Here is a 26,149-nt window from a genome sequence, read left to right as displayed (position 1 = left end):
GATCACCCTCCACAGTGACAGCAGAGGGGTCAGATTTCGGCCGTCGTCTGGGGGTCAGTTTTCACGCGTCGTCGACACGAGGAAGGTCACCGGGAGCAGGTACACGCGAGGCATGGGCTTGCCCCTCCGTCTCCGGCCCGCTGTCGCTTCGCGACGGGTCGATGGCAGACGAGAGATCAGGCCAGCGGATAATGTGCGGGTCCGTACGAGCGTGGGAGAACCCGGTGGTTCGAATGCGAATTTCGGCGCAGGAGGCCGTCATAGGTCTGATGAGCTTGGCATTCATAGAGATCCGCACCATGAGTTACCGTCGCGATCCGACGCTCCTGGAGTGGATTGACGGCCCGGAGGATTACCACGAGCAGATAAGAGTGATCGCTGACATATGCCACAACTTGCCCGGAAGTCTTAGATCGCGCAGCAAGTGGCAACGGGAGCGAAGGGCCAGGGAGAGCCTGAGACTCCTTCTGCAGGGAGCAGACGACGCACATACTCGATGGGTCCGCACCCGTCTTGACGAGCTCGGATATGACTACCACACGCCCTCTCCCTTGCCTGCGTGACGAACTGCGTGACAACGCTCACGGACGATGGTGGACACCCGTGGACGACGATGGACGGCCCGGAGAGGTCAGGCACCCACGCAAGCAGGACGAGTAACGTTTCAGCATTGCTCGTAATGCAGGGTCAAGGGTTCGATTCCCTTAGGTGACTCCACTACAGAGGCCCTCCCGGATCATCCGGGAGGGCCTTTCTCGTTCCCGTACAGCAACAGAGACAACGTTTTTACTCTGGAGCCCTCCGAGAAGAGCCTGGTGCCGCGCCTTGGTCCACCTTCGCGGTATCAGCGGCGACGGCAGAGTCAACTACGTCGTCATCTACGACGGCGGATCCATCCGCTGCTGGCTCAACCGGGGAGGCAACCTGTGAGATACGGCCGTCACGCGGGCTGACGTGACCGGCGCCCGTGGGCACGCGCCATCCGTTCCCACCGGCTTCGCCGTGGCTGAGCGCTCAAGCGTTCCGGGCGCGCAGAGCCAGGAGGCGGTCCACCAGTACGGCCGGCGGGCTCGGCTCCGTGCCGAACAGCAGGGCGGTGTAGAGCGGGGCGATGACGATTTCCATGATCTCGTGCAGCGTGGGCGGATCCTCGCCTCGCGCCTTCGCCCGGTCCAGCATCTCCTGGACGTCTTCGAAGCGGTTCGCGAGGGCGGGCGGGAGCTCGGTGCCGGGTTCGCCCAGCCGCACCGCCACCAGGGCGCGCAACAGCAGCGCGCCATCGGGCCCGGCGATGTCCTCGGCCGCCCGCTCGACGTAGTCCTGCAGGTCGGTGCGCAGGTCGCCGGTGTCGCGCACGTGGGAACGCCTGCCGAGCCGTTCGGAGACGGCGTCGAGAAGCAGTCGGTCAAGCGAGCCCCAGCGCCGATAGAGGGAGCCCAGGGCGACGCCGGAGCGCTCGGCGATCTGGGCGAGGGTCAGCTGGGCGAGCGGGCGCTCGATCGCCAGTTCGTCGACGGCGCGCAGGACATCGGCGCGGACGCGGGCGGTGCGGCCTCCGGGGCGCGCGGAGCTCTGATCAGACATGCACCCATCTTAACGAGAAGAAATTGACGTTTAGGTGCGACCATTCTATGGTTAAGGAGAAGAACTTCTCCTTAGAGATTCGGAGCGTGTCATGTCCGTCCGCGACGCCGCCCAGCAGGCCTTCAAGAACCACCTCGAGTACCTGTCCTCTGGCCGGATCCCCGAGTGGGTGGAGCTGTTCACCGACGACGGGATCCTGGAGTTCCCCTACGGCCCCGCCGACTTCCCCAAGGAGATCCGCGGCAAGGAGGCCCTGTTCGAGTACATGAAGAACTTCCCGGAGCATTTCAAGGTGACCTTCGTCGACTTGCGCTTCCACGAGACCGTCGACCCCTCACTGGTCATCGCCGAGTTCAAGAGCGAGGGCATCGCGGTGAGCACCGGCAAGCCTTACAACCAGACCTACATCTCGGTCGTCGAGACGACCGACGGGAAGATCAGCCGTTATGTCGACTTCTGGAACCCACTGGTGGCGGCGGAGTCACTGAATGTGACCGAAGGCCTCTACGCCGCCTTCGACAAGTAACGGAACCACGGCGAGGGCGCCCTTCCTCCGGGAAGCGCCCTCGCCGTATGCCCGATGGACGCCGGCGCGGACAGGCCGGTCCGACCGGACCGCCCGCGCCGGGGCGTGCGGCCGTTCAGTCCAGGATCGCGGCCAGGCCCAGGTCGCGCAGCAGGGCGTCGGTCGGGGCCTTGGCGCCGTCGTTGATGGCCTCGACGGTCTTGCCGAGCATGAACCGGTCGACGCTGACGCGCTCGGGCCTCTGTCCGACGGGCGTCTCGACCAGGTCGGCGATGGCGTCGGCGACCTCGCGCGGGTCTGGCGGCCCGGGGCTGGCGAAGATCGCGCCAACCCGCTGCATGAACGTCCCGGCGAGCTCCAGCACCTCGGCGTAGTCGGGCAGCCGGCTCTCGTCCGCGCCCATGACCTGGGAGGCCGCAAGGTTGCTGGGGAACGCGCCGCGCTGGACGATCGACACGTCGACGCCGAGCGGGCGCAGCTCGTACCGGTAGCCCTGGGCCAGGCCCTCGACGGCGAACTTCGTCGCCGAGTAGGCGCCCATGCCGGGCACCGTCAGCCGTCCCGCACCGCTGGACAGGAAGACCAGCAGGCCCGACCGGCGCGCACGCAGGTGCGGCAGGACGGCCCGGGTCACCCGTTGCGGCCCGACGACGTTGGTGTCGAGCACGTCGGCCAGCTGCCCGCTGGTGACGCTCTCCCCGATGCCGGTGATCGCGTACGCGGCGTTGTTCACCACCGCGTCCAGTACGCCCGCCTGCTCGATCGCGGCGGCGACCCCGGCTTCGACGGACTCGTCGCTGCGCACGTCCATCGGAACCACCAGGATCCGGCCGGAGGACTCCTCGCCGGTCTTGATCAGGGTCTCGGCGGCGCCCGCGTCCTTGCCCTGCGGGTCGCGCATGGTCGCGACCACCGTGTGGCCGCGCTCGGCGAGCACCTCGGCGGTGCGTCGGCCCAGGCCGCTGGAGGTGCCCGTGACCAGGATGTTCTGTGGCATCGTCGTCTCTCTCGTCAAGTGATTCCGCGCTTCGGTTTACAACCGTACACTGAAATCCGGCCAATTGGTAAACACCTGTAAACCGAACTCGTCCGAGCCGTGTACGCTGATCGCGTGGACGGCAAGGAGACGACCGAGACCACGCCGGGCAGCCGCGCGGCGCAGCGCGCGAGCACCCGGGCCGCGATCCTGCGCGCCGCACGCGAGGCCTGGTCCGAAAGCGCCTACGAGGACATCGGGCTGCGCGACATCGCAGGCCGCGTCGGCGTCAGCGCCACCATGGTCAACCGCTACTTCGGCACCAAAGAAGGCCTCTTCCGCGAGGCCATCGGCACCCGCGACCCCAGCCCGCCCGGCCTGGCCGAGATCGACCGCCAAAAATTCGGGCCGGCCCTCGCAGCCCTTCTCCTCGGCGGAGGCCACGACGGTGTCCCCGGCGAAGACGGCGAGGCGTACGACCCGCTGCGCATCCTGCTGCGCTCGGCCGCCAGCCACGCCGCCCACCCCGTCCTGCGTGACTACCTCGAAGCCACAGTGATCCCCCCGCTCACCCGCTACTTCGGCACCACCGACACCGCCGCCCGGGAACGCGCCGTCCTCACCCTCTCCCTGGTCCTCGGCATGAACGTCCTCGGCAACCTCCTGGCATCTCCACCCACCGACGACGCCCCCGGCCTTCGAGAACCACCGGATCCCCACCTCCAAACGCTCCTCGCCGCCATGCTCCAAGCAGTCGCCGACACCCCATCCACCGCGAACGCCCTTCCACCCGGACGGAACACCAACATGCCGACGTCCGGTGATCCAGCCGATCCCATCAAGGAGCGCAGCGCCGATCACTGAGCTGTCTGTCGGCCAGGGCCACGGCAGCACTGCCGTCAGCACGATGGGACGTAGGGTTCGGTACGAGCCCCCTCGGACACGAGCCTTTTCACTGTGTGAGGGCTGAGATTCACCTCTGCCCTCACTTTGCTTTGCCGGGGCGGTAGGTCAGCCGCAGGCCGAGGCGCTGGTAGACCGCGCTCTTGCCGTCTGTGGGAACCTCCGCGACAGCCGTGGCCTTGTCGCCGATGTCGGCGACAAGGGTGGCGATCTCCTCCCGGGACATCCGGGTGCTCCTCGTGGTCGTGCGAAGTTCCGCCTCGGCGGCGAGGCCGAGCCCGCGGCCTGTCTGCCCTACCTCGCGATGAGCCTGTGGGGGTACGCGTGGGTATGTAACGCGACCGAAACAGACCTCCCCGCAGGGCTCTCGGCCGCAGAAGAAGCCCATCGGTCGCACTACCGCCAGTTGGCCAGCGAACTCCCCGAAACCTTCCGCGAACTGCTGAGCGCCGCCCAGGGCTCAGTAGCGGAAATGAGCCCTCGTGGATCGGGGCGTGCTGGAGTTGGACGCTCCGATGCAGCGCTACTGGCCCGAGCTCACCGCGCCGGCGACCGTACGACATGTCCTGTCGCACCAGGCCGGCGTGGTGGCACTGGACCAACTGGTGCCCACCGAGACCTTCTACGACTGGCACCGGCTATGCGCGCTTCTTGCCGCACAGGAGCCGTCGTGGGAGCCGGGCACCGCGCACGGCGAGTCGGCGTTGTTCTACGGGCACCTGGTCGGCGAACTGGTCCGGCGCACCGACGGGCGGACGCTCGGCCGCTTTCTCGCTGAGGAGGTCTGCGGCCCACACGAGCTGGACTTTCACATCGGCCTCGGGCCCGCTGAACAGGCACGGGCGATCGAGCTGACCGGCTTGACCCCGGCCTTCCGGGCTGCCGCGCTGGACGGCAAACCCGACCTCTACCACCGGGCGATCGGCAATCCGCTCGGCGCCCAGGACCCGGCTGTGGTTAACTCCGCCGCCTGGCGGGCCGCCGAGATCCCCGCTGTCAACGGCCACGGCACCGCCCGTGCAGTCGCCGGGTTCTACTCCGCGTTGCCGCGGCTGCTGTCAGCCGACCTGCTCGCCGAGGCCACCACCGCCCAGTGCTCGGGGATGGACGCGGTTTTCGGGGCACAGACGAGCTGGGGGCTGGGCTTCGGCATCGACGGCGACGACTACGGGATGGGCGGCCTGGGCGGCAACTATGCCGGAGCCGCCGGCTACACCTTCGCCTTCCTCGCTGGCCATGCGGGCGATTTCGATCGCGCCACCGACCTGGAGAACGCTCTGCGCGCCGTTCTCGGGCTGGGCCCGATTCTCGAGTAGACGGCGCCCGGTCCTCAGCTCAGCGCCTGCCTCAGGAGCGCCCCGATCCTCGCCTCGACGTCGGCGGTGATCTCGGTCAGGGCGTACGAGGCCGGCCACATCGTGCCTTCGTCGAGGTTCGCCTCGTCGCTGAAGCCGAGTGTCGCGTAGCGGGCCTTGAACTTCGCCGCGGGCTGGAAGAAGCAGATCATCTTGCCGTCGCGGGCGTACGCGGGCATGCCGTACCACAGCTTCGGCGTGAGGACGGGCGCGGTGGCCTTGATCAGGGCGTGCAACCGCTCGGCGATCACACGGTCGGACTCCGACATCTCCGCGATCTTCGCGAGCACCTCGCTCTCCGTGTCGGCCTTGGCGCCCCGCCGAACGCTCTTCAGCTCCTTGGCGCGCTCCTTCATCGCGTCGCGCTCTTCTTCGGTGAAACCGTCGTACTTCTGGCCCTTGGCGGTGGTGGTCTTCGTGGTGTTCGACATGACGACGTCCTCTTTCTGCGATGTGTGGGTTGGGTTGGTGGTGGGCGGGAGCAGTGTCACCACTGGCCCGCCTGCTGGCGGGTCGGCACGTTGAGCCGGTTGAAGGCGTTGGTGATCGCGATGTTGAGCAGCAGTGCGGCCAGCTCCTTCTGGTCGAAGTGCTTGGCGGCCAGGTCCCACACCTGGTCCGGCACCGGGTCCGCCCGGTCGGCGAGCCGGGTCACGGCCTCGGTCAGGGCCAGCGCGGCGCGCTCCTCCTCGCTGAACCACGGCGTCTCCCGCCACGCGGCGACGGCGTGCACCTGGTCCGCGGTCACCCCGTGCCGCTGGGCCTGGTGGACGCCCCCGGCCACACACGGAGCACAGCCGTTGATCTGGCTGGCCCGCAGGTGGCTCAGCGCCAGCAGCTTGCCGTCCAGTCCGGCGCCCGCGACGGCCTTGTTGACCGCCATCAGGGCCTCCATCGCCTCGGGGATCAAAACCGCCGGGTTCGGCATGCGCTCGGTCGACATCGCTTCTCCTTCGTCGCGGGTGTTTCCGACAGGAGCCATCCGACCATCGGCGTGCCGGGGCCCGCCTGGGCCGTGGGACACCGTGGGACAGCGAGAACCAGGTTGAGCAGCGCGAACGCATCGCCGATCCGTCTCCGTGGGCCGGGACGGGTACGGTGTTGCACGTGTCCAGCCCCCAGGAACGACTGGTGGCTCAGCTCGCCCGGATCAAGGAGCTGAGCGGGCTCAGCCTGCGCGCACTCGCCCGCCAGACGGGTCTGAGCAGCTCGTCGTTGTCCAGGTATCTGACCGGCCAGCTCGTGCCGCCGTGGGAGGCCGTCGTGGCGCTGTGCCGGGCCGTGGGACGCGATCCCCGGCCACTGCGCGCGCTGTGGGCCGAGGCGGCCGAAGCCGGCGCGGCGCCCGTCCGGCGCCGCAACGACCTGCCGGCCGACCTGTTCGACTTCACCGGCAGGGAAGCGGAGTCCGCGCTGGTCGAAGAGCTGCTGCGCACCACCGGCGCGGCCGCGATCGACGGCATGGCGGGCGTGGGCAAGACCAGCCTGGCCGTGCACGTGGCCCATCGCCTCGTCCCCGCGTACCCGGACGGCGGGCTCTACCTCGACCTGCAGGGCTTCACCCCGGGTCAGGAGCCACTGGAGCCGCACGCCGCGCTGGGCCGGCTGCTGGGCGCGCTGGACGTCACGCATCCCCCGGCCGGCACCGCAGAACGCGCGGCGCTCTGGCGGTCGGAGCTGTCCCGCAGACGGGTTCTCGTCGTGCTCGACAACGCGGTCGACGCGGAGCAGGTGCGCCCGCTGCTCCCCGGCGCGGGGAAGTCCGCGGTCCTGGTCACCAGCCGCCACCGGCTGGTCAGCCTGGACGGAGTGCCGCCGGTGTCCCTGGAGCCGCTGACCGACGACGACGCGGTGCACCTGTTCGGCCGGGCGGCCGGGCTCGCGCTCACCGAAGAGGAAGCGGTCGGCCAGGTGCTGCGGCAGTGCGGCGGGCTCCCGCTGGCGCTACGGATGGCGGGCGCGCGGCTTCGCCACCGCCCGGGCTGGACCGTGGCCGTGCTGGCCGAGCGGCTGCGCACCACCCCCAGCCGCTTCGACTCCGCCTTCGGCATGTCGCTGCAGCAGCTCGACGCGGACCAGCGCCGCATGTTCCGGCTGCTGGGTGTGCTGCCGGGCGCCGACTTCGACGCGGCGGTGGCGGGCGCGCTCACCGACATGCCGCTGGACCGGGCCGGCGCCGCGCTGGAGGAACTGGTCGATGCCCACCTGGTCCAGGAGCCCTCGCCCGGGCGCTACCGGATGCACGATCTGATCCGGCAGTACGCGGCGGACATCGCCGCCGACGAGGAGCCACGGGCCGAAGCCGCCCTGCGCCGGGTCCTGACGCACTATCTGGAGCAGGCCGTCGCCCACGATCGGACCCTGCCATCGCCGCACCGCAAGGAACCCTCGCCGGGGGATCCGGCGAAGGCCATGGCCTGGTTCGACCTCGAGTACGTCAACCTGGTCGCCTGCTTCGACGCCGCCGTACGGCTCGGCATGGACGAGGTGGTGGCCGAGCTGCCGCAGGCCATGCGGGTCTGGTTCTTCCGGCACCGCGGAACCGACGACCAGACACGCATGCTCGAAGCCGCCGCGGACGCCGCGGCACGTCTCGGCCGCGACCAGCAGCGGGCCTCGCTGCTCGCGGACCTCGGCTACGCCCGTGCCGCCGCCGGACGCCTCGACGAGGCGCTGTCCGCGTACGAACTGGCCGAGCAGTCAGGGCCGGACGACGACATCGCGGCCGCCCTGGCTCTGCGCATCGGCTTCGTACGCCGGGATCTCGGCGACCTCGAAGCGGCGCAGGCGCACTTCCGGCGGGCACGCGAGCTGTTCGAGAAGCTCGGGCGCCCCATGGGACAGTCCCAGGCGCTGGCCTTCGACGGATGGGTGACACTTCATCTCGGGCGGCGCAGCGAAGCCGTCGAACTCGCCCGGGCATCCGTCGCCCTGGCGGACGGGCCCGGACAGATCACCGGGCTGGTCACCCTCGGTCTCGCGCTGGCGCCGGACGACCCGGCGGAGTCGCTGCGAACGCTGCATGAGGCGTTGAAGCTGTCCGAGCAGAACAAGCTCCAGCACAACCAGGCGTGGTGCCACAATTATCTCGGTGTCGCGCTGCGGATCACGGGCTCACCCGAGGATGCGCTCGAACACCACCGGCGGGCCTTCGAGCTGCTGGAGCCGCTGGCCGAGGTGCAGCTGGAGATCGACTTCCTGCACACCTACGCCGAGACGTGCCGCGCGGCGGGCCGCTATGACGAGGCGCTGGCGCTGCTCGACCGGACCATCGAACTCGCGCGTGAGCTGGGCAGGCCGTACGACGAGAAGCTCGCCCGGGCGGCGCGGGAGGTCGTGCGCGCCGCCGGCTGAGCCGTCCCCGCCGTCCGTACGTCTCATTCGATCGCCGCCCGTGCCCTGGTTAATCGCTTGTCGGCCGCCTTGTGCGTCGCCCATGATGCGGCCATGGCGCATGCTGCCGGCACAACCGATCGGGGATCACCATGGACGTCACCCAACGCCGTGAGCTCGCCCGCAGGGCGCTCGACGGCTATGTGAGCGGTCCTGCCGCCCCGATCCTGGCGATGGAACGCGCCCTGGCGAAGGTCGGCGACGCCGTGACCGTGGTGCTCGTCGAGGGCCCCAGCGACCAGATCGCCCTGGAGACCGCCGCGGTGGGCCGCGGCCGGGATCTGGAGGCGGAGCGGGCCGTGATCGTGCCGATCGGCGGGGCGCACGCGATCGGGCGCTTCCTGGCGGGGTTGGGCCCGCCGGACACCCGGGTGCGTCTCGCCGGTCTGTGCGACCTGCATGAGGAGGAGATTTTCCGGCGCGCGATGGTCGCGAACAATGTCGGGTCACCCCGCACGCGCGTCGACATGGAGCGCCTCGGGTTCTACGTCTGTGTGAAGGACCTGGAGGACGAGCTGATCCGGGCCGTGGGCGCCCCAGGGGTCGAAGCGCTCTTCGACTCGCAAGGCGACCTCGGGTCGTTCCGCTCGTTGCAGAGCCAGCCCGTTTGGCGCGGCCGGGAGCCCGAAGCGCAGATGCGGCGGTTCCTGAGCAGTGGCTCGCGCCGCAAGCTTCGCTACGCACGGCTGCTCGTCGAGGCGGCGGTCGGCAGGGACGTCCTGCCCCGGCCGCTCGACGCGCTGCTCACCGCCGTCGGGAGATGGTGATCATGTCGGGCGAGTTGACGACCTTATGGCGGCCGACCGGACCGGAGGAGCTGGAACTGGTCCGGCGATCCGGGTGGCGGGCGTGGCCGCCGCGGTTGCCCGAGCAGCCGATCTTCTATCCCGTGCTCAACGAGGACTACGCGATCAGAATCGCTCGCGACTGGAACGCACCCCGCTACGGGGTCGGCTATGTGACCCGATTCCACGTGCCCCAAGAGTTCCTGGCCCGTTATCCGATCCGGCAGGTCGGCGGGGAGACGATTCTCGAACTGTGGGTCCCCGCCGAGGAACTGGACGAGTTCAACGCGCACATCTCCGGCGTCATCGAGGTGGTGCACGAGTTCCGGCCGGACCTGGACAGGACATGAGCTCATGCCCCTGATCTCGCGTAGCGACTGCGAGGTGAACGTCCACGACGGGACGTTCTTCATCGTGGATGTGTCGCTCTCCTGGGACCCCTGCGATCCGTCCGATCGCCGCCGGCTCAGCCTCTCGGCGGAGGACGAGCTGGTGAGCCTGACGCTCGAAGTGTGGGACGACGAACCGGGGGATCAGCGCCAGGCGTGGGCGGATGTCTACACCTGCGTCTTCCACTCCGAGACCGGAGAGGTCTGCGCGGCAGAGCTGGTACACGGACGTGTGCGACGGCTTCCTGCTCCTCGGCGAGCCGGAGCGGCTGTGGAACGTACGGGTGTACACGCGGGCCGATGACGGAGCGGATCCGCGAGAGCGGTTCTTGGTCCAGTTCTGGCCGCCGAGCGCTTCGACATAGATCCAGATCTTCTTTGCGCGGGGTCGGGAGAGAACAAGATCCGGCCAACTGTTGGCACGGCCGCACGTGTCATGCCGCACCTCTCGTTCCCGTCGGGCGAATCTTCCCTGCGGTGCCAGCGCCGGTCATACGGCCTGGTGAATCGCCACGACGAGAGGACGTTCATGATGAGGCACATCCGCAGGATGTGTTACCCCGTCGCCGCCCTGGTGGCGGCGGCTGCCCCCCTGACGCTGTCCGGAGCGATCCCTGCCGACGCCGCGTCCGCCCGTACCGAGGTCGCGGCCACGGCGGCGCAGCGGGCCGCGGCGCCGAACCCCGCGTCGTGTCCCGAGCAGGTGGCGCTGGTCAACGGCGGTTTCGAGAAGCCCGTCGTCGCCGGGACGTGGGCTTCGATCCCCGACGCCTCCCAGAACAACCCGAACGCGGTGCCGGGCTGGCGGACGACCGCCACCGATCACATGATCGAGGTCTGGAGCCCCCGGATGAACGTTCCGGCGGTAGAGGGCGCGCAGTTCGCGGAGCTGAACGCCAACCAGGTCTCGACCCTCTACCAGGACCGTCCGACCACTCCGGGCCAGAAGCTGTACTGGCGGCTGTCCCACCGCGGGCGTCTCGGCACCGACCAGATGGCGCTGGACATCGGCGCCCCCTCGGGACCCGCCCAGCAGGGGACCATGTCCGACGGCAACGGGAAGTGGGGCACCTACCACGGCAGCTACACCGTGCCCGCCGGGCAGACGACCACCAGGTTCGCCTTCCGCTCCATTTCCGCTGCCGGAGGCAACGCCGCGATCGGCAACTTCCTCGACGACGTCTTCTTCGGCACCCCGCCGTGCGTCGTCGTCACCAAGACCGCGAGCCCGCAGGGGCCGGTGAACGTCGGCGCCGAGATCACCTACCGGTTGACCGCCGTCAACAAGGGCGGCGACGTGGCGCAGAACGTCCGGCTGACGACGAGGGCCCGGCCGGACCACCTACGTGCCCGGCTCGCTCCGCGTCGTGGGGCGGCCCGGGCAGCGGCGCCATGACCGACCAGGCCGGCGACGACCAGGCCGAGTTCGACGCGGCCACCGGTGTGATCTCCTTCAGGCTGGGAGACGGCGCCACGGGTACGGCGGGGGGCCGGCTGGCCAACGACACCACCCTGCCGGACGGCACCACCGTGGAGTTCCGGGTCAAGGCCGGCAGGTCGGTCGCGGGCAAGCAGGTCGTCAACAGCGGCGCGGTCGCCTACGAGAACCGGCTCGGCCCCGAGCCCGAGCCGCTGACCTCCACCAGCGGTGACGCCGTCACCGAGGTCAACCCGGCCGTCGACCTGAGCGTGGTCAAGTCCGCGGACAAGACCGAGGTCACCGTGGGCGAGACCGTCACCTACCGCGTCACGATCGCCAACGCCGGGCCCAGCGACGCCACCGGCGTCGCCGTCAAGGACGCCCTGCCGGCCAACCTCGCCTTCCTGTCGTCCACGCGCTCGACCGGCACGTACGCCAACGGAACGTGGACCGTGGGGACGCTGGCCAGTGGCGCGACGGCCACGCTGATCGTCCGTGCGAAGGCCACCGCGGTCGGGGAGACGGTCAACACCGCCACCGTCGGCGGCAAGGAGCTCGACCTCGACCCGTCCAACGACAGCGACGCGGTCAAGGTCTGCGTCCAGCGCGAGCCGTTCTGCCCCTACTGCACGCCCGGGAGCAAGCAGGGCACCGAAAAGTGACCTGCTGAAAGCGGGAGCGGCCGGGAATACCGTTGTGTCGGCGAAGACGCGCCACGACGGAGAGGACTCCCATGACAGGCACTCTTGTGGACGAGCTGTACGAGGCCGAGCGGCGACTGCAGAAGGCGCAGCTCATCGGTGACGTGGAGGAGCTCGACCGGCTGCTCGACGAGCGGCTCGTCTTCACGGGGCCGCCGGACGGCCGGCTGCACACGGAGGCCAAACAGCTCGATCTCCACAACCACCGCTCACGTATGCAGGTGATGACGAAGGTAGCCGAGGAGGACCTCACCGTCGTCGTCTCGGGGACGACCGGAGTCACGTGCTTCCTCGGCACCCTCGAAGGCGCCTTCGCGGGCGAGTCGTTCGCCGGTCGGCTGCGCTACACGCGCACGTGGGTGCACACCGGCGAGTACGGCTGGCGCGTCCTGGCGGCGCACGCCAGTGAGGCGTGACACGAGGTTCGATCGTCGCGAGGCCCTTCCGGACCACCCGGAGGGGCCTTCGCGCGTACCGGGCCGGAAACACGCGAGCAGCGAATCGCCGGAAAGCCGCGAGCAGCGGATCGGCGGGGGCGCGCGTTCACACTGCATGGATCGTGAATCCCTACGGCCGACGGCGCTCGCGCCGCCCGTACCGCCTCCCGAGGCCGATCTGGCGGGCCTGTACCGCGAGCACCGGGTCGGCCTGGTGCGGCTCGCGGTCGGTGCTGCGCCGCCGCGCGGTCATGCTGCGCAGGACGCAGCGGGTCACCGGCCTCGCCGACTCGGCGGAGACCGCCGTCCTGATAGGCGAATCCCGCAGGCAGGTGCTGCTGGCGCTGGCCCGGCTGCCCCGGCGCCAGCGGGAGGCGCTGGTGCTGCGTTACTACCTCGACCTGGCGGATTCCGAGATCGCCCTGGTCATGGGGGTGGGGCAGAGCCGCGGGCTCGCGATCGCCGCGGCGGCGCTCGCGGTGACCGGCACGATCGTGGGCGTGGCACGGCTCGCGGAGCCGTCTGGGCCCCGGGGAGGTCGGCGTCGCCGTGACGTCGCCGAGCGGCGGCGCGGCCACGTCCAACTGGGTCGACGTCTCGGTCTTCCTCTGTACGGATCACTCCCCCTTCCCGCGCTGCAGGGGCGGCGAGGTCACCGCCTGGGAACGGGAGAACATCAGCCGAACTCTCCGGGCCCGCCGCGACGTGAAGATCGTGACGTTCGAGGACCGGCGGACGGCGTTCGAGAACTTCCGCAGAAGCGAGACGAACCCCCTGCTGCTGAAGGCGACCACGGTCGAGGACATGGCGGAATCCTTCCGCCTGAAACTCGCCCCCGGCGCCGACCACCTGGCCGTGGCCAGGGCGGCGAGCGACCTGCCCGGCGTGTCCAACGTCGTCGACGAAGGGTGCCTGAGGGACAACCTGACCCGGCCGGCGGAAGTCCAGAGACAATGCGACTTCCCGGACAGGGGACGTTGAGCGCGTACGGACGACGAGAGGGGCACGGGCGGGAACGCCCGTGCCCCTCATGGCCCTACTGGATGTCAGGACCTCGCTTCCCGTCGGCTCACGGGTCGCAGTCCTCGCTGGAGGACCGCATCATGGGCCGGCTGTAGCTGGTGACCTGCCGTGACTCGGTGACGTACCGCGTCTCGCTGACCGGGCGCTGGTAGGTCATCATGCGCGTGTAGCTGACCGGACGGCTCTCGCTGACGAAGTGAGTGGACCGCACCTCGTGAGTCTCCGGCACCATCCGGGTGTAGCTGACCGGACGGCTTTCCGTGACGAACCGCGTCTCCGTGACCGGGCGCCGGAAGGTGACCTGCTCGGTCACCGGACGGCTCTCGGTGACGTACCGCGTCTCGGTGACGGGCCGCTGGTAGGTCACCTGGCGGGTGACCGGACGGCTCTCGGTGACGTAGGTCACCACGGGACGCTGGTAGGTGACGTACCGCGTCACCGGACGCGACTCGGTGACGTACCGCGTCTGGGTGATCGGCCGCTGGTAGGTCACCTGGCGGGTGACCGGACGGCTCTCGGTGACCATGCGCGTGTAGCTCACGGGGCGCTGGAAGGACACCTGACGCGTTTCTGTGACCGGACGCATCCGGGTGACCAGCCGCGTTTCGGTGACCGGGCGCTGGAAGGTGACCTGCCGAGTGAACGTGACCGGACGGCTCTCGGTCACCATACGCGTCTGTGTGACCGGGCGCTGGTAGGTGATCGTCCGCGTGTAGCTGATCGGACGGCTGTACGACGACCGCTCGCGCAGCGACGAGCGCAGCAACGACGAGCGCAGCGACGACTCGCGCAGTGACGACGAGCGCAGTGACGATTCGCTCAGCGACGACTCGCGCAGCGAGGCCCGCGAGTGGTGGTAGGCGATGTTGCTCCCGGACTGGCCGCTCGACTCCTCGCTCGATGAACCTTCCTGGGCGCTCTCCCGCCCGTACCCGCTCTCCTCCTCGTACGCGCGTGCGCTCTGCTGGGCCGCCTCCTCGGACTGTTCGCCGAGGCTGGTGCCCGGCTCCTCGGCCCGCGGCGCGCTGAGCGCGGCGGCGAGGCCGGACGGGTGGGCGGCGGTGGAGGCCGATGCGATGGCCGGCCAGAGCGTGACGGCGGACAGGACTGCCGGACCCAGCAGTAATGAGAATCGAGTGCCGTGCATAGAGATACTCCTCTCCGATCAGCGATCGGGTGTATCTCAATCGTTGTCACACGCGGCGGGAGCCCGTCCAGGCGAGTTGACCCCTCCCGGGCCGTTCGCTGTGGCATTTCATGTGTGCCAATGGGCGTGGCTGCGATGACGGCGTCGATGACCGGGCTCCGTTTTGCTCCCGCATTCCGCGGACAATGCGCTTCGACTAATTGCCGAGACGTTTACGGATTCGGCATTGCGTGTTTTCCGGAATACGCACCTCAGCGGTGGGCGATGACGGCGTACCGCTCGTCGTGAATGGGCTTGCCCCACAGCACGGGGTCGGTCAGCGGCTCCACCCGCACGTCCGCCGCGTACGGCCGCAGCACCTCGACGAGAGGCTCGGCGCTCACCCCGCCGAGCCAGGGCAGGGAGCCCGCGCCCGGCACGTACGGCGGGCCGTCCCCGGAGGCCTGCCAGTTGCCCTCGATGAGGATCAGCCGGCCGTGCGGGCGCAGCAGACTCATCCAGGTGCGCAACGCGCGTTCCGGCGCGGGCAGGGTCCACAGCAGGTGCCGGGCCAGGACGACGTCGAAGGAGGTTCCTGCGGCGGCCGGCGGGTCGCTCGCGTCGCCGGTGAGGACGGGCGCGGTGAAGCCCGCCGCGGCGAGCTTTCGCTGGGCCGCCTCGGCCATCCTGGGGGACAGGTCCACGCCCACCGGCCGGTGCCCCTGCTCGGCCAGCAGCAGCGTCAGCGAACCGGTGCCGCAGCCCAGGTCGAGGACGTCGGCGGGAGGCCGCGGCATCCAGGACCGCAGCCGTCCCGCCCAGGCCGCGCGCACCCGGAGGTCGCGAAGCCCGTGGTCGGCTTCGTCGTCGAAGGTGTCGGCCTCTGCGTCCCAGTAGGAGGCGATCGACTGGGGATCCAAATCAGGCACGGACGCATCTTGTCACCCGTCACCGACAAAAGTGGATGCAAAGGGTAAGACAGGTGATATCTGCACGGGTCGGCCGGTCTGCCGGGGTGAACGGTTCAGTCCAGGAGAGACTCAGGACAGACGCCAGGACCCCGGCAGGAGGATCTCCTGCCGGGGTCCCGCACGTGTGGTGCCGGTGCCGGGTCGCCTCTCGGCGAAAGGCACAACGCGGCTCCAGCCGAACGGTAGTCCGCGAAGGCAAATTAGGTGAGGCCCGGGGACACCTGCACACCGGCCACGCTTCATCCAACCACGTGTCCGCACTCGTTGTTCCCGGGCCACGCCACCTTTTTCCGAGCCGATCTCCGGCGCCCGCTGCTCAACCACCGCTCAATGCCGGAGGAAGAAGGTCTTTCCGGACGCGCCGGGGAAGACGAGGACCAGGTGCTCCTCGAGGGCCGTCGGAGGCGTACGTCATCGCCTCCTCCTGTTTCCGCAGGTAGACGCGGACGCGGTAGCGGCCGGGCCCGGCGGAGGCGAGGTTCGGCAGCCGGACGCGGGGGCGGGACGGGACGACAAAAACGTGTTGCCCGCCGTTGCGGGCTGCGAAAGCCTCCCTCCTGTGGAGCGAGTGATTCTGGCCGGGGCCGACGGCGCCCCTGCCTTCAGTTATGTCGAGGACGAACGGTACGGGCTGCCGTGCGCCGACCTGGTCGAGGTCATGGGCCCGGGCGCGGTCGACGCGATCATGGCGAAGCTGCCGGGCTGGGCGGTGGCGGGGCCGGTGGACCTGGGCGAGGCGCTGGTCGCGCGCGGCGCCCGCGTGATGCGGCACGCCCACGAGATGACCTGTGAGCTGCGTACGGCGCCGCCCGCCGAGGCCGGGGCGCCCGAGGGCTTCCGGTTCGTTCCCTGTGACCGGTCTCCCGAGGAGGTGTTCGCGGCGTGGCGGGCGGCCTATCCGCCGGGTCACCCCGACCACCGGAACGTGGACGACGCAACCGCGCTGCGCGACCTGCTCATTCCGGTGCTGAAGGGACAGGTGACCGGGGAGGTCCTGCCCTGCAGCCTGCTCGCCGTGGACCGGGACGACGCGGTGGCCGGCGGCGTGGTGGTCACCCTCTTCCGCGGCCGGCCCTGGGTGGTCGAGGTCTTCCGCCACCCCGCCCGTACGCCCTCCGGCCTCGGCGCGCGCATGCTGGCGGCCGTACGGGACAGGGCCGCGGCAGGCGGATGGGAGCGGCTCGGCCTGGCCGTGTCCGAGGGCAACCCGGCCAGACGCGTGTACGAACGGCTCGGTTTCACCCTGGTCGGCAGCTCGATGACCGTCGTCATCCCGAGCTGATCGACGTGAGGAACTCCTTCAACTCCCGCTCGTAACGCCCGGGGTCGGCGTTCCAGGAGCCCGTGTGCCCGCCTCCGCTCGTCCGTACGAGCCTGACGATGTCGGGGCGGGCCTCGGCGAACCGCAGCGCCGGGCCGATCGGCACGGTCGCGTCGTCGTCGTCCACGAAGACCAGCGTGGGGATCCTGAACTCGCGCGCGTGCCGCAGGTGGTCGATGTCGTCGAACGACACGCCGGTGCGCCGCTCGATGACCCATTCGCCCACCGACACGAGGAAGCCGGGCACGCCCATCTGCTCGGCTCCGAGGGCGATCGGCGCCCGCCAGTCGATGACCGGGCTGTCGAGGATCATGGCCTTGATCGGCTCGCCGGGCAGGTTGCGTACGGTCATCGGCACGATGCCCCCGCCCATCGACCAGCCGTACAGCACGATCCCGGTCGCGCCCTGGCTCCTGGCGTACGTGATGGCGGCGGCCACGTCCTGCCACTCCGTGGCGCCGAGGTGGAACGTGCCGTCCGGGCTCGCCGGGGCGTCCTCGTCGTTGCGGTAGGTGATGCCCAGCACCGGCATCCCCAGGCTGTGGAGAACCGGCAGCACGCGCAGGGCCTCCGCCGGGCCGCCGTTGCGGCCGTGTACGGCGATCACCCACGTCGTCGAGGTGCCCTCGGTCCGCCAGCCGGGAAAGTCGCCGAGCGGCGAGGGGATCTTCACGTCCGTGTACGGCACGCCGGCCGCGGCCGGGGTCGCGTGGCCCCACAGCCAGCGGTCGAGGTAGGCGTGCACACCGGGCTGCAGCTCGCCGTGGACGACCTCGGTGACCTTCCTGGTCACCGTGCCGGCCCCGGTCGCGATCACCTGCCCCAGCAGCGCGTTGCCGTCCGCCCAGGTCAGGCCGTACGTGCCGGGGGCGTCCGTGTCGGCGCCGCCCTTGATCGTGACCTGGTCGCCGCTGACGGCCGTCACCTCCAGGGGATAGCCGGAGGTGTGGACAGGGTCGATGACCAGACCGGAGTAGTACCAGCCCGCGCCGCCGACGGCGGCCACCGCGAGCACCACGACGACGGCGAGCGTCCACAGCAGGCGGCGCCGCCAGCGTCTTGTCCCGCGCATGGCCCAGAATCTACTGGGCCTTTTTCAGTTGGTTAAGTGCGTATGACGCCTTTCGTACGCATGAGGAACTCGCCAAGGTAGGCGTCGTGCGGAACCCACGGCGGCATCAGGTACGTGGGAGTGTCCCCCAGGTAGACGTTCCTGATCGACGGGTCCTCTACCAGGCGGTCGACCAGCCCGTCGTCATCCGTGACGGCGGTCAGCACGAGCGTGTTCCGCAGCGGCTCGATGCCGTCCGCGCGGCTCCAGGGCGCGAACCACACACAGGGGAACGACAACTCGATGCCCGTCTGGGGCGCGTCCGGCCGGTCCACCAGGAAGACGGCCGGTCGCAGGACCCCGCTGCCGTCGCCCAGGTCGTCCACCACGCCGTCGCCGCCGAGCACGGGCGTCGCGCCGTTCACGTGGTCGAGCAGGTACTTCTCGATCGCGTGCGCGTCCGCGACCGGCTGGACGGGCAGCACCGCGCCCTCGTCCTCCGGCGGCAGGCTCGGGATGGCCGAGAGCCGTTCCGCGGCGGCCTCGGCCACCGGTGCGGGATCGTCCTCCACGAAGACGGCGGTGGTGTTCACGCAGGCCGTCCCGCCGAAGGCGCTGACCGAGTCCACGATCGTGCCGAGGTGGGACTCCCAGTCGTGCCCGGTGAGCAGGATCTTGGACCGTCCCGGGCCCTGCGGCAGCACCCTGACGTCGTTGCCGTACTTGTTCACGACCTCCTCGCCGCCGTACACCATGGCGAGGTCCGCGTCGCGGATGATGTCGTCGGCCACCGCGTAGTCGGTCGGCAGGAGCACCACCTGGTCGTCGCCGAACCCCGACTCCCGCAGCGCCGTGATCAGGCGGTGCGGGGTGAACGGCTCGCGCCGCGAGGGGCGCACCGCGACCCGGTAGCCGAGCGCCAGGGCCTCCAGCCACAACGTGTGCACGCCCGGGTGGTTGCCCGCGGCGTGCACGGCGAAGACGTCGCCGCGCCGCGTCCAGACCGCTTGGCCGTTGCGGGTGAGCGGGTCGCGCCAGTCGTCCACCGCCCCCTCCGGGCGGGCGTACCGGGTGGTGCGGTACGCCTCTCCGGCGCGCCGGCCGATGCCCGCGGTGGCCGAGCGGACCACGGTGATCGGCATCCCCGAGACGCGGCTGACGATGTGCTGGTATTCCTCCGCCGGGATGCCGTCCACCACGCCGGTCGCGAAGAGCCGTCCCGCCCGGGCGAGGGCCGTCGCCCGCTCGTGGGCCGGCAGGGTCCGCGCCTCGCGCAGGGCCGCCATCGTCCGCTGGACGAACAGCCGCGGCACCAGGCTCAGCTCGGCGACCGGCGTCCCGGTCAGCTCCGTGATCGTCAGTCGGCTGCGGCTGTGGTACGGTCCGCCGGCGCCCAGCGCGTCGAGCCGGATCAGCTCGTCCATCAGTACACCCCCTCGATGACCGTTTCGTTCTCGAAGGTGGGGAGCGGGCCGACGTCGGCGACGGAGTCGCCCATCTGCCCCGGCGGCGGCGCCACGCGGGTGGCCAGGTCGCGTTCGAGGTTGTTGGGCAGCAGGAAGCTCTTGCTGACGTGGTGCATCACCACCTGGCCGCGGTCGCCGTACCGGACGGCCTCCCCGGTCTCCTGGTCCACCACCGAGAACGTGATGTAGGGCGAGAACGTGTCGAAGACGACGAGGTCCTCCTCCGGCGGCGCGACACGCTCGCCCAGCCCGCCGAGGATCATCGTGCTGCCGTACGTGCCGTAGATCCCGACGTTCGGGAAGACCTCGGTGCGGAGCAGGTAACGGGTGTCGGGATCCATGTGCGCGCCGCCCCAGCTGATCGCGGCGATCTTCGAGTTGATCAGGTCGACGAGCGCGTTCCTGCGGGCCAGCCGGGTCAGCAGCGGCGGCGTGGTCACCAGGACCCGCACGTCCTGGGTCTCCAGGATGTAGGTGCTCTGGTCGATCAGGTGCTCGGCGTAACGCTCGGCCTCGTCGCCGCGGCCCTCGGCGATGCACCGCTTCACCCACCGGGGGTCCATGTCGACCGTGAAGCGGATGCCGCCCCGCCGTGCGGCCTGCCAGCGGACCAGTTCGCCGAAGACGTGCGGCCCGGTCGGCCCGAGCGACAGCCAGTGGCCGCTCTCCGGGTAGCCCTTGGCCTGAAGGTCCTGCTCGGTCCGGTGCATCAGCCGTTCCACCCAGTCCCGCAGCAGCACGACGCGCTTGGGCGGCCCGGTCGTGCCCCCGCTCTCGTACACTCCGATCACGTCCGCGTCCGGGCCGTACCCCCGGGGGATCAGGTCCTCCACCCGGACGTCGCGCAGCTCGTTGGCCACGTTGGGGAACCGGCGCAGGTCCTCGAAGGTGCGCACGTCCTCACGCGGGTCGAAGCCGAGCGTCTTCGCCCGTTCCAGCCAGAACGGCGAGCCGGTCTCGGGGCTGAAATGCCACCGCATGGCGGCCTGGATGAACTCCGGGCCTTCCGGGACCTGGTCGAGCGGGCAGTCGAGGATCGGATCTGTCGCCATATCCCGCCCCTTTGACTTGGAAATCCCCTGAAATGCCAGGCTATTTCTGGGTGATTCGCCACCAGGTCAAGAGATTCCGGGACTGTGGAAAAGATCGGGCACCAGAGGGCGGATTTCAGGGCCGGATCTCAGGAGCGGATCTCAGGGCCGGGGCGAGGTGCGCTGCCAGAGCCGGCCCTGGCCCTTCCCCGTCGCCGCCCGGCAGCGGGGGCACACCCTCCGCACCTCGTCGGCCGCCCCGCCCGACTCCGGGAACGCGTCCGGCCACGGCACGTGGTGGAACCGGTGCAGCCGCGACCGGCTGAGCGCGAGCCCGCACACGGTCTGGTTCGTGCCGGGCCACCAGGCGTGCGCCTCACCCGCGGGCTTGCGTACGCCGTCCTCGTCCCGCCACTCGCCCGAAGCGGCCACCGAAGGCTCCCCACGCGGCATCGCCCGCCTCCTCTCACCGCCGCATGCTTCCCGTACGAGGCGGGGCGAACCGTCAGCAGGGCACCTTGACGTGGGAGGGATGCGGCGCGAGAGAGGGCAGGTCCTTCGCGACGTCCACCTCGACGACGGCCGTGGAGCCGATCACCGCGCCCCTGGCGACCATCTCACGGACGATACGGTCGACGTGCGCCTTGCTCAGGGGCCGGGTCGTGAACGACCTCGTCCTCGGCCCGCGGGCCGTCGTGACGGCGGAAAAATGGCGTGCCCGGTGCGGTGGGCGGCAGGTAGCCTCTCCGGGAAATCCGGAAGGGGCGTCAAGTGGGTCATGTCGAGGTCGGGCATCTGACGCATGTGCTGCCGGACGGCAGGATGCTCCTGAACGACGTCTCGTTCCGGGTGGGGGAGGGCGTCAAGGCGGCCCTGGTCGGGCCGAACGGCGCGGGCAAGACGACCCTGCTCCGGATGATCGCGGGCGATCTCCAGCCGGTCGAGGGCACGGTGGCCCATTCGGGCGGTCTCGGTGTGATGCGGCAGTTCGTCGGCAACATCCGGGACGGCCGTACGGTCCAGGACCTGCTGCTCAGCGTCGCGCCGGAACGGGTCAGGACGGCGGCCGAACGGCTCGACGCCGCCGAGCTCGCGATGATGGAGCGCGACGACGAGAAGACCCAGATGCGGTACGCCCAGGCGATCACCGACTACACCGACGCCGGGGGCTACGACATCGAGGTGCTCTGGGACGCCTGCGCGATGGCCGCCCTCGGCACGCCGTACGACAGGGTGAAGTATCGCGAGGTCGCCACGCTGTCCGGAGGCGAGCAGAAGAGGCTGGTGCTGGAGGCGCTGCTGCGCGGGCCCGACCAGGTGCTGCTGCTCGACGAGCCCGACAACTACCTCGACGTGCCGGGCAAGGTGTGGCTGGAGACGGCGCTGCGCGAGACGCCCAAGACCGTGCTGCTGGTCTCCCATGACCGCCAGCTTCTGGCCAACGCCGCCGACCGGATCGTCACGGTCGAGTCCGGCAACGTCTGGATCCACGGCGGCGGCTTCGCGACGTACGCCGAGGCGCGGCGGGAGCGCAACGAGCGGCTCGACGAGCTGCGCAGGCGCTGGGACGAGGAGCACGCCAAGCTCAAGCGCCTGGTGGTCATGCTCAGACAGAAGGCCACCTACAACGACGGCATGGCCGCGGCCTACCACGCGGCGCAGACCCGGCTGCGCCGGTTCGAGGAGGCGGGGCCGCCGGAGCTCGCGCCGAAGGACCAGGTCATCAGCATGCGGCTGCGCGGCGGACGCACCGGCAAACGCGCGGTGATGTGCGAGGGCCTGGAGCTGACCGGCCTCATGAAGCCCTTCGACCTGGAGGTCTGGTACGGCGAGCGGGTCGCCGTGCTCGGCTCGAACGGTTCCGGCAAGTCGCACTTCCTGCGGCTGCTGGCGGGAGAGAACGTGCGTCATTCGGGCACGATGCGGCTCGGCGCGCGGGTCGTCCCCGGGCATTTCGCCCAGACCCACGCCCGGCCCGAACTGCTCGGCCGTACGCCCTGCGAGATCGTCATGACCGAGCACGCCCGGCTGAAGAACGAGGCGATGAAGGCGCTGGCCCGCTACGAACTCGCCGGCCGGGTCGCCGAGCAGCGGTTCGAGACGCTGTCGGGCGGCCAGCAGGCCCGCCTGCAGATCCTGCTGCTCGAACTGTCGGGCGCCACGCTGCTGCTGCTCGACGAGCCGACCGACAACCTCGACCTGGCCAGCGCGGAGGCCCTGCAGCAGGGCCTGGACGCCTTCGAGGGCACCGTGCTCGCGGTGACGCACGACCGCTGGTTCGCCGCCGACTTCGACCGCTACCTGGTCTTCGGCTCCGACGGACGGGTGTACGAGTCGCCCGAGCCGGTCTGGGACGAGACACGCGTGGTCCGTCCCCGATAGACGGCCGGTAAAGATACCGGCGGGAGCGCGCGTGTCCCGGAGGCGGCGTCCCATTCAGCGGTTATGACGGCTAAGTGACGCGACGTTGCCACATGACCGTCGCACTCGCCCTCGCCGCATTGGCGATGGCGTCGTGCGCGAGGGAGAACAAGCAGGAGGGCCCGCGACCGCTGGCCCTCAAGGAGCAGGTGTCCTCGATCGTGCGCTCGGGGGCCGGATACGCGGTGACCTTTGCGGGGGTGCTGAACAACCCCAACCGCTGGCACTTCGGGGAGAACGCGGTCGCCGTGATCACGGCGGTGGACGCCGCAGGCAAGGAGGTCGTCCACCTGGAGCAGCCGCTGGACGCGGTGCCGCCCGGCCGCCCGCTGGCCTTCGGCGGCCAGGTCCCGAGCCGCGCCCAGCCGGTCCGGGTGAAGATTGATTACCGTCCCGCCTCGTGGCGGTCCATCCCGCGCGTCCCGTCGGCGTTCCTCAAGTTCCCGATCTCGGACGTCCGCACCGACAAGCTGACGAACGGGTCCTACCTCGTCACCGGCTACGTGCTCGACCCGTTCCGCAAGCCCGCGGCCGGCCTCGCCGTCACGGCCCTGCTGCGTGACGCGGCGGGCAAGCTCGTCGGCGGGGCCACGTCGTGGGTGGACGACGTACGGCCGGGGGCCAAGGGCAGGTTCGTCATCACCGTCGAGGGCGTGAGCGGACCGGTCGCCTCGACGGACGTGCAGGCCACCACCTGGGGCTCGACCGCCAAGGCGTACGAGGATCTGGCCCAGGCCGGGGCCGTCCCGCTGCACACGGTCGCGCCGACGACGGAGCCTTTCGCCAAGGACCGCGGGTATCCGCCGCCCAACGACCGCCGCCAGTGAGCTGCCCACTGCCGATCTTGACAGGACGGGCGGGTTACCGTAGCGGGATGGCCACCCCCAGGATCGTGCTGTTCGGAGCCACCGGCTTCACCGGCAGGCTCACCGCCGAGGCGCTTGCCGCACGCGGGGCCCGGCCGTTGCTGGCCGGGCGGGACCAGACGCGGCTCACCGCCCTCGCCGACTCGCTGGGCGGCGACCTGCCCACCGCGGTCGCCGACGTCGGGCGCCCCGAGTCCGTACGGCGGATCGTCGCGCCGGGCGACGTGCTGATCTCGACCGTCGGCCCGTTCGTCAGGTGGGGAGAGGCCGCGGTCGCCGCCGCTACCGAGGCGGGCGCGGTCTACCTCGACACCACCGGAGAACCCACGTTCATCAAGCGGATCTTCCAGCGGTACGGCCCCGCCGCGGCGGCCAGGGGCGCTGCCCTGATCACCGCCTTCGGGTACGACTACGTGCCCGGCAACCTCGCCGCGGCACTGGCCCTGCACAAGGCCGGGCCGGGGGCCGTACGCGTGGACGTCGGCTACTTCGTGGAGGGCGGCATGGCGCGGCGGGCGAGCGCTGGGACCCGCGCCTCGGCGCTGGGGATGATCCTCGAACCGATGTACGGCTTCCGGGAGGGCCGTATCGTCCCCGAGCACGGCCGCACCCGCAAGTTCCTCGTGGACGGCCGCGTACGGCACGGCCTGTCCATCGGCGCCTCCGAGCACTTCACGCTGCCGCCCGCGCATCCCGGCCTCCGCGAGGTGAACGTCTACCTCGGCTGGTTGGGCGGGCTGACGAGGGTCGCGGGCGTGCTGGCCAAGGCGACCCCCACCATCGCCGCGCTGCCGGGGATCCGGCGGGCGACCGAGGCGCTGGCCGACCGGGTGCTCCGTACGGGCGGGGGCGGCGCGCCGGCCGCGGCGGGGCGTGTCGTCGCGCATCGTCGCCGAGGCGTACGACGCGGAGGGCCGCCGCCTGGCCGCCGTCCACCTCGCCGGAGGCGACCCGTACGAGTTCACGGCCGGCGTGCTGGCCTGGGCGGCGACGACGGCGCTGGCCGAGGGGGTGCACGGCACCGGTGCCCTGGGACCTGTGGACGCCTTCGGCCTCGACGCGCTCACGCGGGGGTGCGCCGAGGTGGGAATGACCGCGAGGGAGTGACGGGCGTCCACACGGCGTCGTGTATCGGGGGCCGGGTTTTTCGCGATTAGTCGCGTAATTTAGTGGAAAATCCTGGCAAATTACCTGGATGGCGGAGTGTAAAAGCCGTCGATGTAGGACGTGACTTCGCCTGAATGGGTGGAGCGGGGAGTTACTGAGCATTTACTCTCAGTTATATGAATGATGGCGTCCTGGTCGAGGCATTGCGGGCCCGGGATCCGGGAGCGCTGGCCGCCCTTTATGACACATATGCGGGCAGTCTTTACCGATACTGCCGCACGTTGCTGGCCGGGCCCGACGCCGCTCAGGTCGCGCTGCGCGACACGCTGATCGCCGCGGAGGCCCTCGTCGGCTCGCTGGCCGACCCGGACAGGTTCCGTCCCTGGCTGTACGCCCTGGCCCGTGGCGAGTGCATGCGCCGCCGCACGCCGGGGGAGGAGGACGGGCCGGAGACCGGGCCGGTCCCCGTCGCGACCGTGCCCTTCCCCGGCGTCACGGCCGAAGGCGCCGAGGCCGACCTGCGCCTCGTCGCGAGCAGCGCCGTGGGGGCGCTGTCGGCCGAGGATCGGGAGGTGCTCGAACTGGCGGCCCGGCACGGGATCACCGGCCAGGACCTGGCCGCCGTGCTCGGCACGGGCGAGCGGTACGCCGAGGCGCTCCTCGACGCGGCCACGGAGCGCCTGCGTGAGACGGTGACCGTCGAGATCCTGGCCAGGCGTGCCACCCATGACTGCGAGCGGGCGTCCGCCATCCTCGCGGGCTTCACGGGAGAGCTCACCCCGCAGACGCGGGCCCAGCTCACGCGGCACCTCGCGCGGTGCGAGACCTGTGGGCGCCAGCGCGTCCGGCAGGTCTCGCCGGCCAAGGTCTTCGGCCTGCTCCCGCAGATCGCCATGCCGGAGACGCTGCGAGTGCGGGTGCTCAGCAGCTTCATCGACCCCGAACTCGTCCCCTATCGGCGGTACGTCGCCAAGCGCGTGGGCGGGCTCAACACGGCGGGCTTCCCGAGGGCGGGCCGTCGTGAGGGCAGGCTGGCGCAGGCGGTGGCGGGCGCCGTGGCCGCCCTGGCGGCGGTGGCGACGATCGCGCTCGTCTTCGCCCAGTTCGCCGGGGACCTGCGCGAGCAGGCCACCGACACGTTCGCCCCGCGACGGCTTCCCACAGCCGAGGCTCCGGCCGGCGCGTCCGGCGGCGCCGCCTCCCCCGAGGGGTCCCAGGACGAGGCCGACGGGGTCGGCGGGCGCTCGCCCGTGCCTCCGGTCTCCCGGGATCTGGCCGAGCCGGTCGAGCCCGTGGT

General features: G+C 70.5%; 27 protein-coding genes and 1 pseudogene. 16 read left to right on the top strand and 12 right to left on the bottom strand.

The features are described from left to right. Positions 1-1,014 precede the first annotated feature (1,014 nt). Positions 1,015-1,584, bottom strand: a complete 570-nt coding sequence (locus B1L11_RS38880) for a TetR/AcrR family transcriptional regulator (RefSeq protein WP_079320240.1) — start codon at positions 1,582-1,584, stop codon at positions 1,015-1,017. Positions 1,585-1,675: 91 nt separating this feature from the next. Here B1L11_RS38880 and B1L11_RS38875 point away from each other — a divergent pair, with 91 nt between their 5' ends. Then, complete coding sequence (locus tag B1L11_RS38875) at positions 1,676-2,110, top strand: nuclear transport factor 2 family protein (protein ID WP_079320239.1); 435 nt, start codon at positions 1,676-1,678, stop codon at positions 2,108-2,110. A gap of 115 nt (positions 2,111-2,225) precedes the next feature. Here the strand turns inward: B1L11_RS38875 and B1L11_RS38870 are convergent, their stop codons facing one another. Then, complete coding sequence (locus B1L11_RS38870) at positions 2,226-3,107, bottom strand: SDR family oxidoreductase (RefSeq protein WP_079320238.1); 882 nt, start codon at positions 3,105-3,107, stop codon at positions 2,226-2,228. 114 nt (positions 3,108-3,221) lie between these two features. Between B1L11_RS38870 and B1L11_RS38865 the strand changes: the two genes are divergently transcribed. Continuing rightward, positions 3,222-3,950: a TetR/AcrR family transcriptional regulator gene (locus tag B1L11_RS38865; RefSeq protein WP_179155526.1), complete on the top strand. Its 729-nt coding sequence runs from the start codon at positions 3,222-3,224 to the stop codon at positions 3,948-3,950. Positions 3,951-4,071: 121 nt separating this feature from the next. On the opposite strand, the gene B1L11_RS47505 is transcribed toward B1L11_RS38865, so the two are convergent. Then, complete coding sequence (locus B1L11_RS47505; RefSeq protein ID WP_179155525.1) at positions 4,072-4,215, bottom strand: hypothetical protein; 144 nt, start codon at positions 4,213-4,215, stop codon at positions 4,072-4,074. 256 nt (positions 4,216-4,471) lie between these two features. On the opposite strand from B1L11_RS47505, the gene B1L11_RS38860 reads away from it, so the two are divergent. Next, the gene (locus B1L11_RS38860) at positions 4,472-5,305 is read left to right on the top strand and encodes a serine hydrolase domain-containing protein (RefSeq protein WP_256863259.1); all 834 of its coding nucleotides are present in this window, start codon (positions 4,472-4,474) and stop codon (positions 5,303-5,305) included. A gap of 14 nt (positions 5,306-5,319) precedes the next feature. Here the strand turns inward: B1L11_RS38860 and B1L11_RS38855 are convergent, their stop codons facing one another. Both B1L11_RS38855 and B1L11_RS38850 read right to left on the bottom strand, forming a co-directional pair. Continuing rightward, positions 5,320-5,775 carry an iron chaperone gene (locus B1L11_RS38855; RefSeq protein ID WP_079320236.1) on the bottom strand — a complete coding sequence of 152 codons (456 nt, stop codon included), beginning with the start codon at positions 5,773-5,775 and terminating at the stop codon, positions 5,320-5,322. Positions 5,776-5,831: 56 nt separating this feature from the next. Further along, entirely contained in the window at positions 5,832-6,287 is a 456-nt protein-coding gene (locus B1L11_RS38850) for a carboxymuconolactone decarboxylase family protein (protein WP_079320235.1), read from the bottom strand. Between the two features lie 164 nt (positions 6,288-6,451). Here B1L11_RS38850 and B1L11_RS38845 point away from each other — a divergent pair, with 164 nt between their 5' ends. The 6 genes from B1L11_RS38845 (at position 6,452) to B1L11_RS38820 (ending at position 12,448) form a co-directional block, all read left to right on the top strand. After that, positions 6,452-8,698: a helix-turn-helix domain-containing protein gene (locus B1L11_RS38845; RefSeq protein WP_218671575.1), complete on the top strand. Its 2,247-nt coding sequence runs from the start codon at positions 6,452-6,454 to the stop codon at positions 8,696-8,698. Positions 8,699-8,829: 131 nt separating this feature from the next. Beyond that, positions 8,830-9,504, top strand: a complete 675-nt coding sequence (locus tag B1L11_RS38840) for a TOPRIM nucleotidyl transferase/hydrolase domain-containing protein (protein WP_079320233.1) — start codon at positions 8,830-8,832, stop codon at positions 9,502-9,504. A gap of 2 nt (positions 9,505-9,506) precedes the next feature. Further along, complete coding sequence (locus tag B1L11_RS38835; RefSeq protein WP_079320243.1) at positions 9,507-9,872, top strand: ADP-ribosylation/crystallin J1; 366 nt, start codon at positions 9,507-9,509, stop codon at positions 9,870-9,872. Positions 9,873-10,440: 568 nt separating this feature from the next. Continuing rightward, positions 10,441-11,307 carry a DUF11 domain-containing protein gene (locus B1L11_RS49040; RefSeq protein WP_218671574.1) on the top strand — a complete coding sequence of 289 codons (867 nt, stop codon included), beginning with the start codon at positions 10,441-10,443 and terminating at the stop codon, positions 11,305-11,307. Then, positions 11,304-11,993: a DUF11 domain-containing protein gene (locus B1L11_RS49035; RefSeq protein ID WP_218671573.1), complete on the top strand. Its 690-nt coding sequence runs from the start codon at positions 11,304-11,306 to the stop codon at positions 11,991-11,993. Before B1L11_RS49040 ends, B1L11_RS49035 begins: the two co-directional genes overlap by 4 nt. A 71-nt stretch (positions 11,994-12,064) precedes the next feature. Continuing rightward, positions 12,065-12,448 carry a nuclear transport factor 2 family protein gene (locus tag B1L11_RS38820; protein WP_079320231.1) on the top strand — a complete coding sequence of 128 codons (384 nt, stop codon included), beginning with the start codon at positions 12,065-12,067 and terminating at the stop codon, positions 12,446-12,448. Between the two features lie 151 nt (positions 12,449-12,599). Here the strand turns inward: B1L11_RS38820 and B1L11_RS47500 are convergent, their stop codons facing one another. After that, positions 12,600-12,746 carry a hypothetical protein gene (locus tag B1L11_RS47500; RefSeq protein WP_179155524.1) on the bottom strand — a complete coding sequence of 49 codons (147 nt, stop codon included), beginning with the start codon at positions 12,744-12,746 and terminating at the stop codon, positions 12,600-12,602. Here B1L11_RS47500 and B1L11_RS54350 point away from each other — a divergent pair. Both B1L11_RS54350 and B1L11_RS47490 read left to right on the top strand, forming a co-directional pair. Further along, positions 12,721-12,906, top strand: a pseudogene (locus tag B1L11_RS54350) (sigma factor-like helix-turn-helix DNA-binding protein); the annotation flags it as partial. The gene B1L11_RS47500 and the pseudogene B1L11_RS54350 overlap by 26 nt on opposite strands. A gap of 112 nt (positions 12,907-13,018) precedes the next feature. Then, positions 13,019-13,450: a permease-like cell division protein FtsX gene (locus tag B1L11_RS47490; RefSeq protein WP_179155523.1), complete on the top strand. Its 432-nt coding sequence runs from the start codon at positions 13,019-13,021 to the stop codon at positions 13,448-13,450. Positions 13,451-13,538: 88 nt separating this feature from the next. Here the strand turns inward: B1L11_RS47490 and B1L11_RS38810 are convergent, their stop codons facing one another. Continuing rightward, positions 13,539-14,639, bottom strand: a complete 1,101-nt coding sequence (locus tag B1L11_RS38810) for a hypothetical protein (RefSeq protein WP_079320230.1) — start codon at positions 14,637-14,639, stop codon at positions 13,539-13,541. 251 nt (positions 14,640-14,890) lie between these two features. Beyond that, the gene (locus B1L11_RS38805; RefSeq protein WP_218671572.1) at positions 14,891-15,547 is read right to left on the bottom strand and encodes a class I SAM-dependent methyltransferase; all 657 of its coding nucleotides are present in this window, start codon (positions 15,545-15,547) and stop codon (positions 14,891-14,893) included. A gap of 601 nt (positions 15,548-16,148) precedes the next feature. Here B1L11_RS38805 and B1L11_RS38800 point away from each other — a divergent pair. Further along, the gene (locus B1L11_RS38800; RefSeq protein ID WP_143737867.1) at positions 16,149-16,871 is read left to right on the top strand and encodes a GNAT family N-acetyltransferase; all 723 of its coding nucleotides are present in this window, start codon (positions 16,149-16,151) and stop codon (positions 16,869-16,871) included. Here B1L11_RS38800 and B1L11_RS38795 read toward each other — a convergent pair. From B1L11_RS38795 to B1L11_RS38780, 4 genes are all read right to left on the bottom strand, one after another. Continuing rightward, positions 16,858-17,982, bottom strand: coding sequence for a S9 family peptidase (locus B1L11_RS38795; RefSeq protein ID WP_079320228.1), 1,125 nt, complete (start codon positions 17,980-17,982; stop codon positions 16,858-16,860). The two genes, B1L11_RS38800 and B1L11_RS38795, sit on opposite strands and share 14 nt — an antisense overlap. A 32-nt stretch (positions 17,983-18,014) precedes the next feature. Further along, positions 18,015-19,385 (bottom strand): aldehyde dehydrogenase family protein, encoded by a 1,371-nt coding sequence (locus B1L11_RS38790; RefSeq protein ID WP_079320227.1) that lies wholly within the window; start codon positions 19,383-19,385, stop codon positions 18,015-18,017. Next, positions 19,385-20,479 (bottom strand): phenazine antibiotic biosynthesis protein, encoded by a 1,095-nt coding sequence (locus B1L11_RS38785; protein WP_079320226.1) that lies wholly within the window; start codon positions 20,477-20,479, stop codon positions 19,385-19,387. Before B1L11_RS38785 ends, B1L11_RS38790 begins: the two co-directional genes overlap by 1 nt. A gap of 141 nt (positions 20,480-20,620) precedes the next feature. After that, positions 20,621-20,911, bottom strand: coding sequence for a hypothetical protein (locus B1L11_RS38780; RefSeq protein WP_079320225.1), 291 nt, complete (start codon positions 20,909-20,911; stop codon positions 20,621-20,623). A 318-nt stretch (positions 20,912-21,229) separates the two neighbouring features. Between B1L11_RS38780 and B1L11_RS38775 the strand changes: the two genes are divergently transcribed. The 4 genes from B1L11_RS38775 to B1L11_RS38760 all read left to right on the top strand — a co-directional run. Next, the gene (locus tag B1L11_RS38775; RefSeq protein WP_079320224.1) at positions 21,230-22,840 is read left to right on the top strand and encodes an ABC-F family ATP-binding cassette domain-containing protein; all 1,611 of its coding nucleotides are present in this window, start codon (positions 21,230-21,232) and stop codon (positions 22,838-22,840) included. A gap of 92 nt (positions 22,841-22,932) precedes the next feature. Beyond that, positions 22,933-23,706 carry an FxLYD domain-containing protein gene (locus B1L11_RS38770; protein ID WP_079320223.1) on the top strand — a complete coding sequence of 258 codons (774 nt, stop codon included), beginning with the start codon at positions 22,933-22,935 and terminating at the stop codon, positions 23,704-23,706. Between the two features lie 47 nt (positions 23,707-23,753). Continuing rightward, a complete protein-coding gene (locus B1L11_RS38765) occupies positions 23,754-24,902 on the top strand; it encodes a saccharopine dehydrogenase NADP-binding domain-containing protein (protein WP_079320222.1) in 1,149 nt (382 codons plus the stop codon). A gap of 126 nt (positions 24,903-25,028) precedes the next feature. Further along, positions 25,029-26,149 (top strand): RNA polymerase sigma factor (locus B1L11_RS38760; protein WP_143737866.1); only part of this gene is annotated, 1,121 nt, incomplete at its 3' end.

Origin of the sequence: Microbispora sp. GKU 823, from assembly GCF_002027145.1 — a bacterium.
In the GTDB taxonomy this organism is placed as follows: domain Bacteria; phylum Actinomycetota; class Actinomycetes; order Streptosporangiales; family Streptosporangiaceae; genus Microbispora; species Microbispora siamensis.
This window is presented reverse-complemented; position numbering and strand designations above follow the sequence as displayed.

Coding starts and splice junctions, on each gene's coding strand:
- B1L11_RS38880 (WP_079320240.1), bottom strand. CDS start 1,584: ATGTCTGATCAGAGCTCCGCGCGCCCCGGAGGCCGCACCGCCCGCGTC.
- B1L11_RS38875 (WP_079320239.1), top strand. CDS start 1,676: ATGTCCGTCCGCGACGCCGCCCAGCAGGCCTTCAAGAACCACCTCGAG.
- B1L11_RS38870 (WP_079320238.1), bottom strand. CDS start 3,107: ATGCCACAGAACATCCTGGTCACGGGCACCTCCAGCGGCCTGGGCCGA.
- B1L11_RS47505 (WP_179155525.1), bottom strand. CDS start 4,215: ATGTCCCGGGAGGAGATCGCCACCCTTGTCGCCGACATCGGCGACAAG.
- B1L11_RS38855 (WP_079320236.1), bottom strand. CDS start 5,775: ATGTCGAACACCACGAAGACCACCACCGCCAAGGGCCAGAAGTACGAC.
- B1L11_RS38850 (WP_079320235.1), bottom strand. CDS start 6,287: ATGTCGACCGAGCGCATGCCGAACCCGGCGGTTTTGATCCCCGAGGCG.
- B1L11_RS38840 (WP_079320233.1), top strand. CDS start 8,830: ATGGACGTCACCCAACGCCGTGAGCTCGCCCGCAGGGCGCTCGACGGC.
- B1L11_RS38835 (WP_079320243.1), top strand. CDS start 9,507: ATGTCGGGCGAGTTGACGACCTTATGGCGGCCGACCGGACCGGAGGAG.
- B1L11_RS49040 (WP_218671574.1), top strand. CDS start 10,441: ATGATGAGGCACATCCGCAGGATGTGTTACCCCGTCGCCGCCCTGGTG.
- B1L11_RS49035 (WP_218671573.1), top strand. CDS start 11,304: ATGACCGACCAGGCCGGCGACGACCAGGCCGAGTTCGACGCGGCCACC.
- B1L11_RS38820 (WP_079320231.1), top strand. CDS start 12,065: ATGACAGGCACTCTTGTGGACGAGCTGTACGAGGCCGAGCGGCGACTG.
- B1L11_RS38810 (WP_079320230.1), bottom strand. CDS start 14,639: ATGCACGGCACTCGATTCTCATTACTGCTGGGTCCGGCAGTCCTGTCC.
- B1L11_RS38795 (WP_079320228.1), bottom strand. CDS start 17,982: ATGCGCGGGACAAGACGCTGGCGGCGCCGCCTGCTGTGGACGCTCGCC.
- B1L11_RS38790 (WP_079320227.1), bottom strand. CDS start 19,385: ATGGACGAGCTGATCCGGCTCGACGCGCTGGGCGCCGGCGGACCGTAC.
- B1L11_RS38785 (WP_079320226.1), bottom strand. CDS start 20,479: ATGGCGACAGATCCGATCCTCGACTGCCCGCTCGACCAGGTCCCGGAA.
- B1L11_RS38780 (WP_079320225.1), bottom strand. CDS start 20,911: ATGCCGCGTGGGGAGCCTTCGGTGGCCGCTTCGGGCGAGTGGCGGGAC.
- B1L11_RS38770 (WP_079320223.1), top strand. CDS start 22,933: ATGACCGTCGCACTCGCCCTCGCCGCATTGGCGATGGCGTCGTGCGCG.
- B1L11_RS38765 (WP_079320222.1), top strand. CDS start 23,754: ATGGCCACCCCCAGGATCGTGCTGTTCGGAGCCACCGGCTTCACCGGC.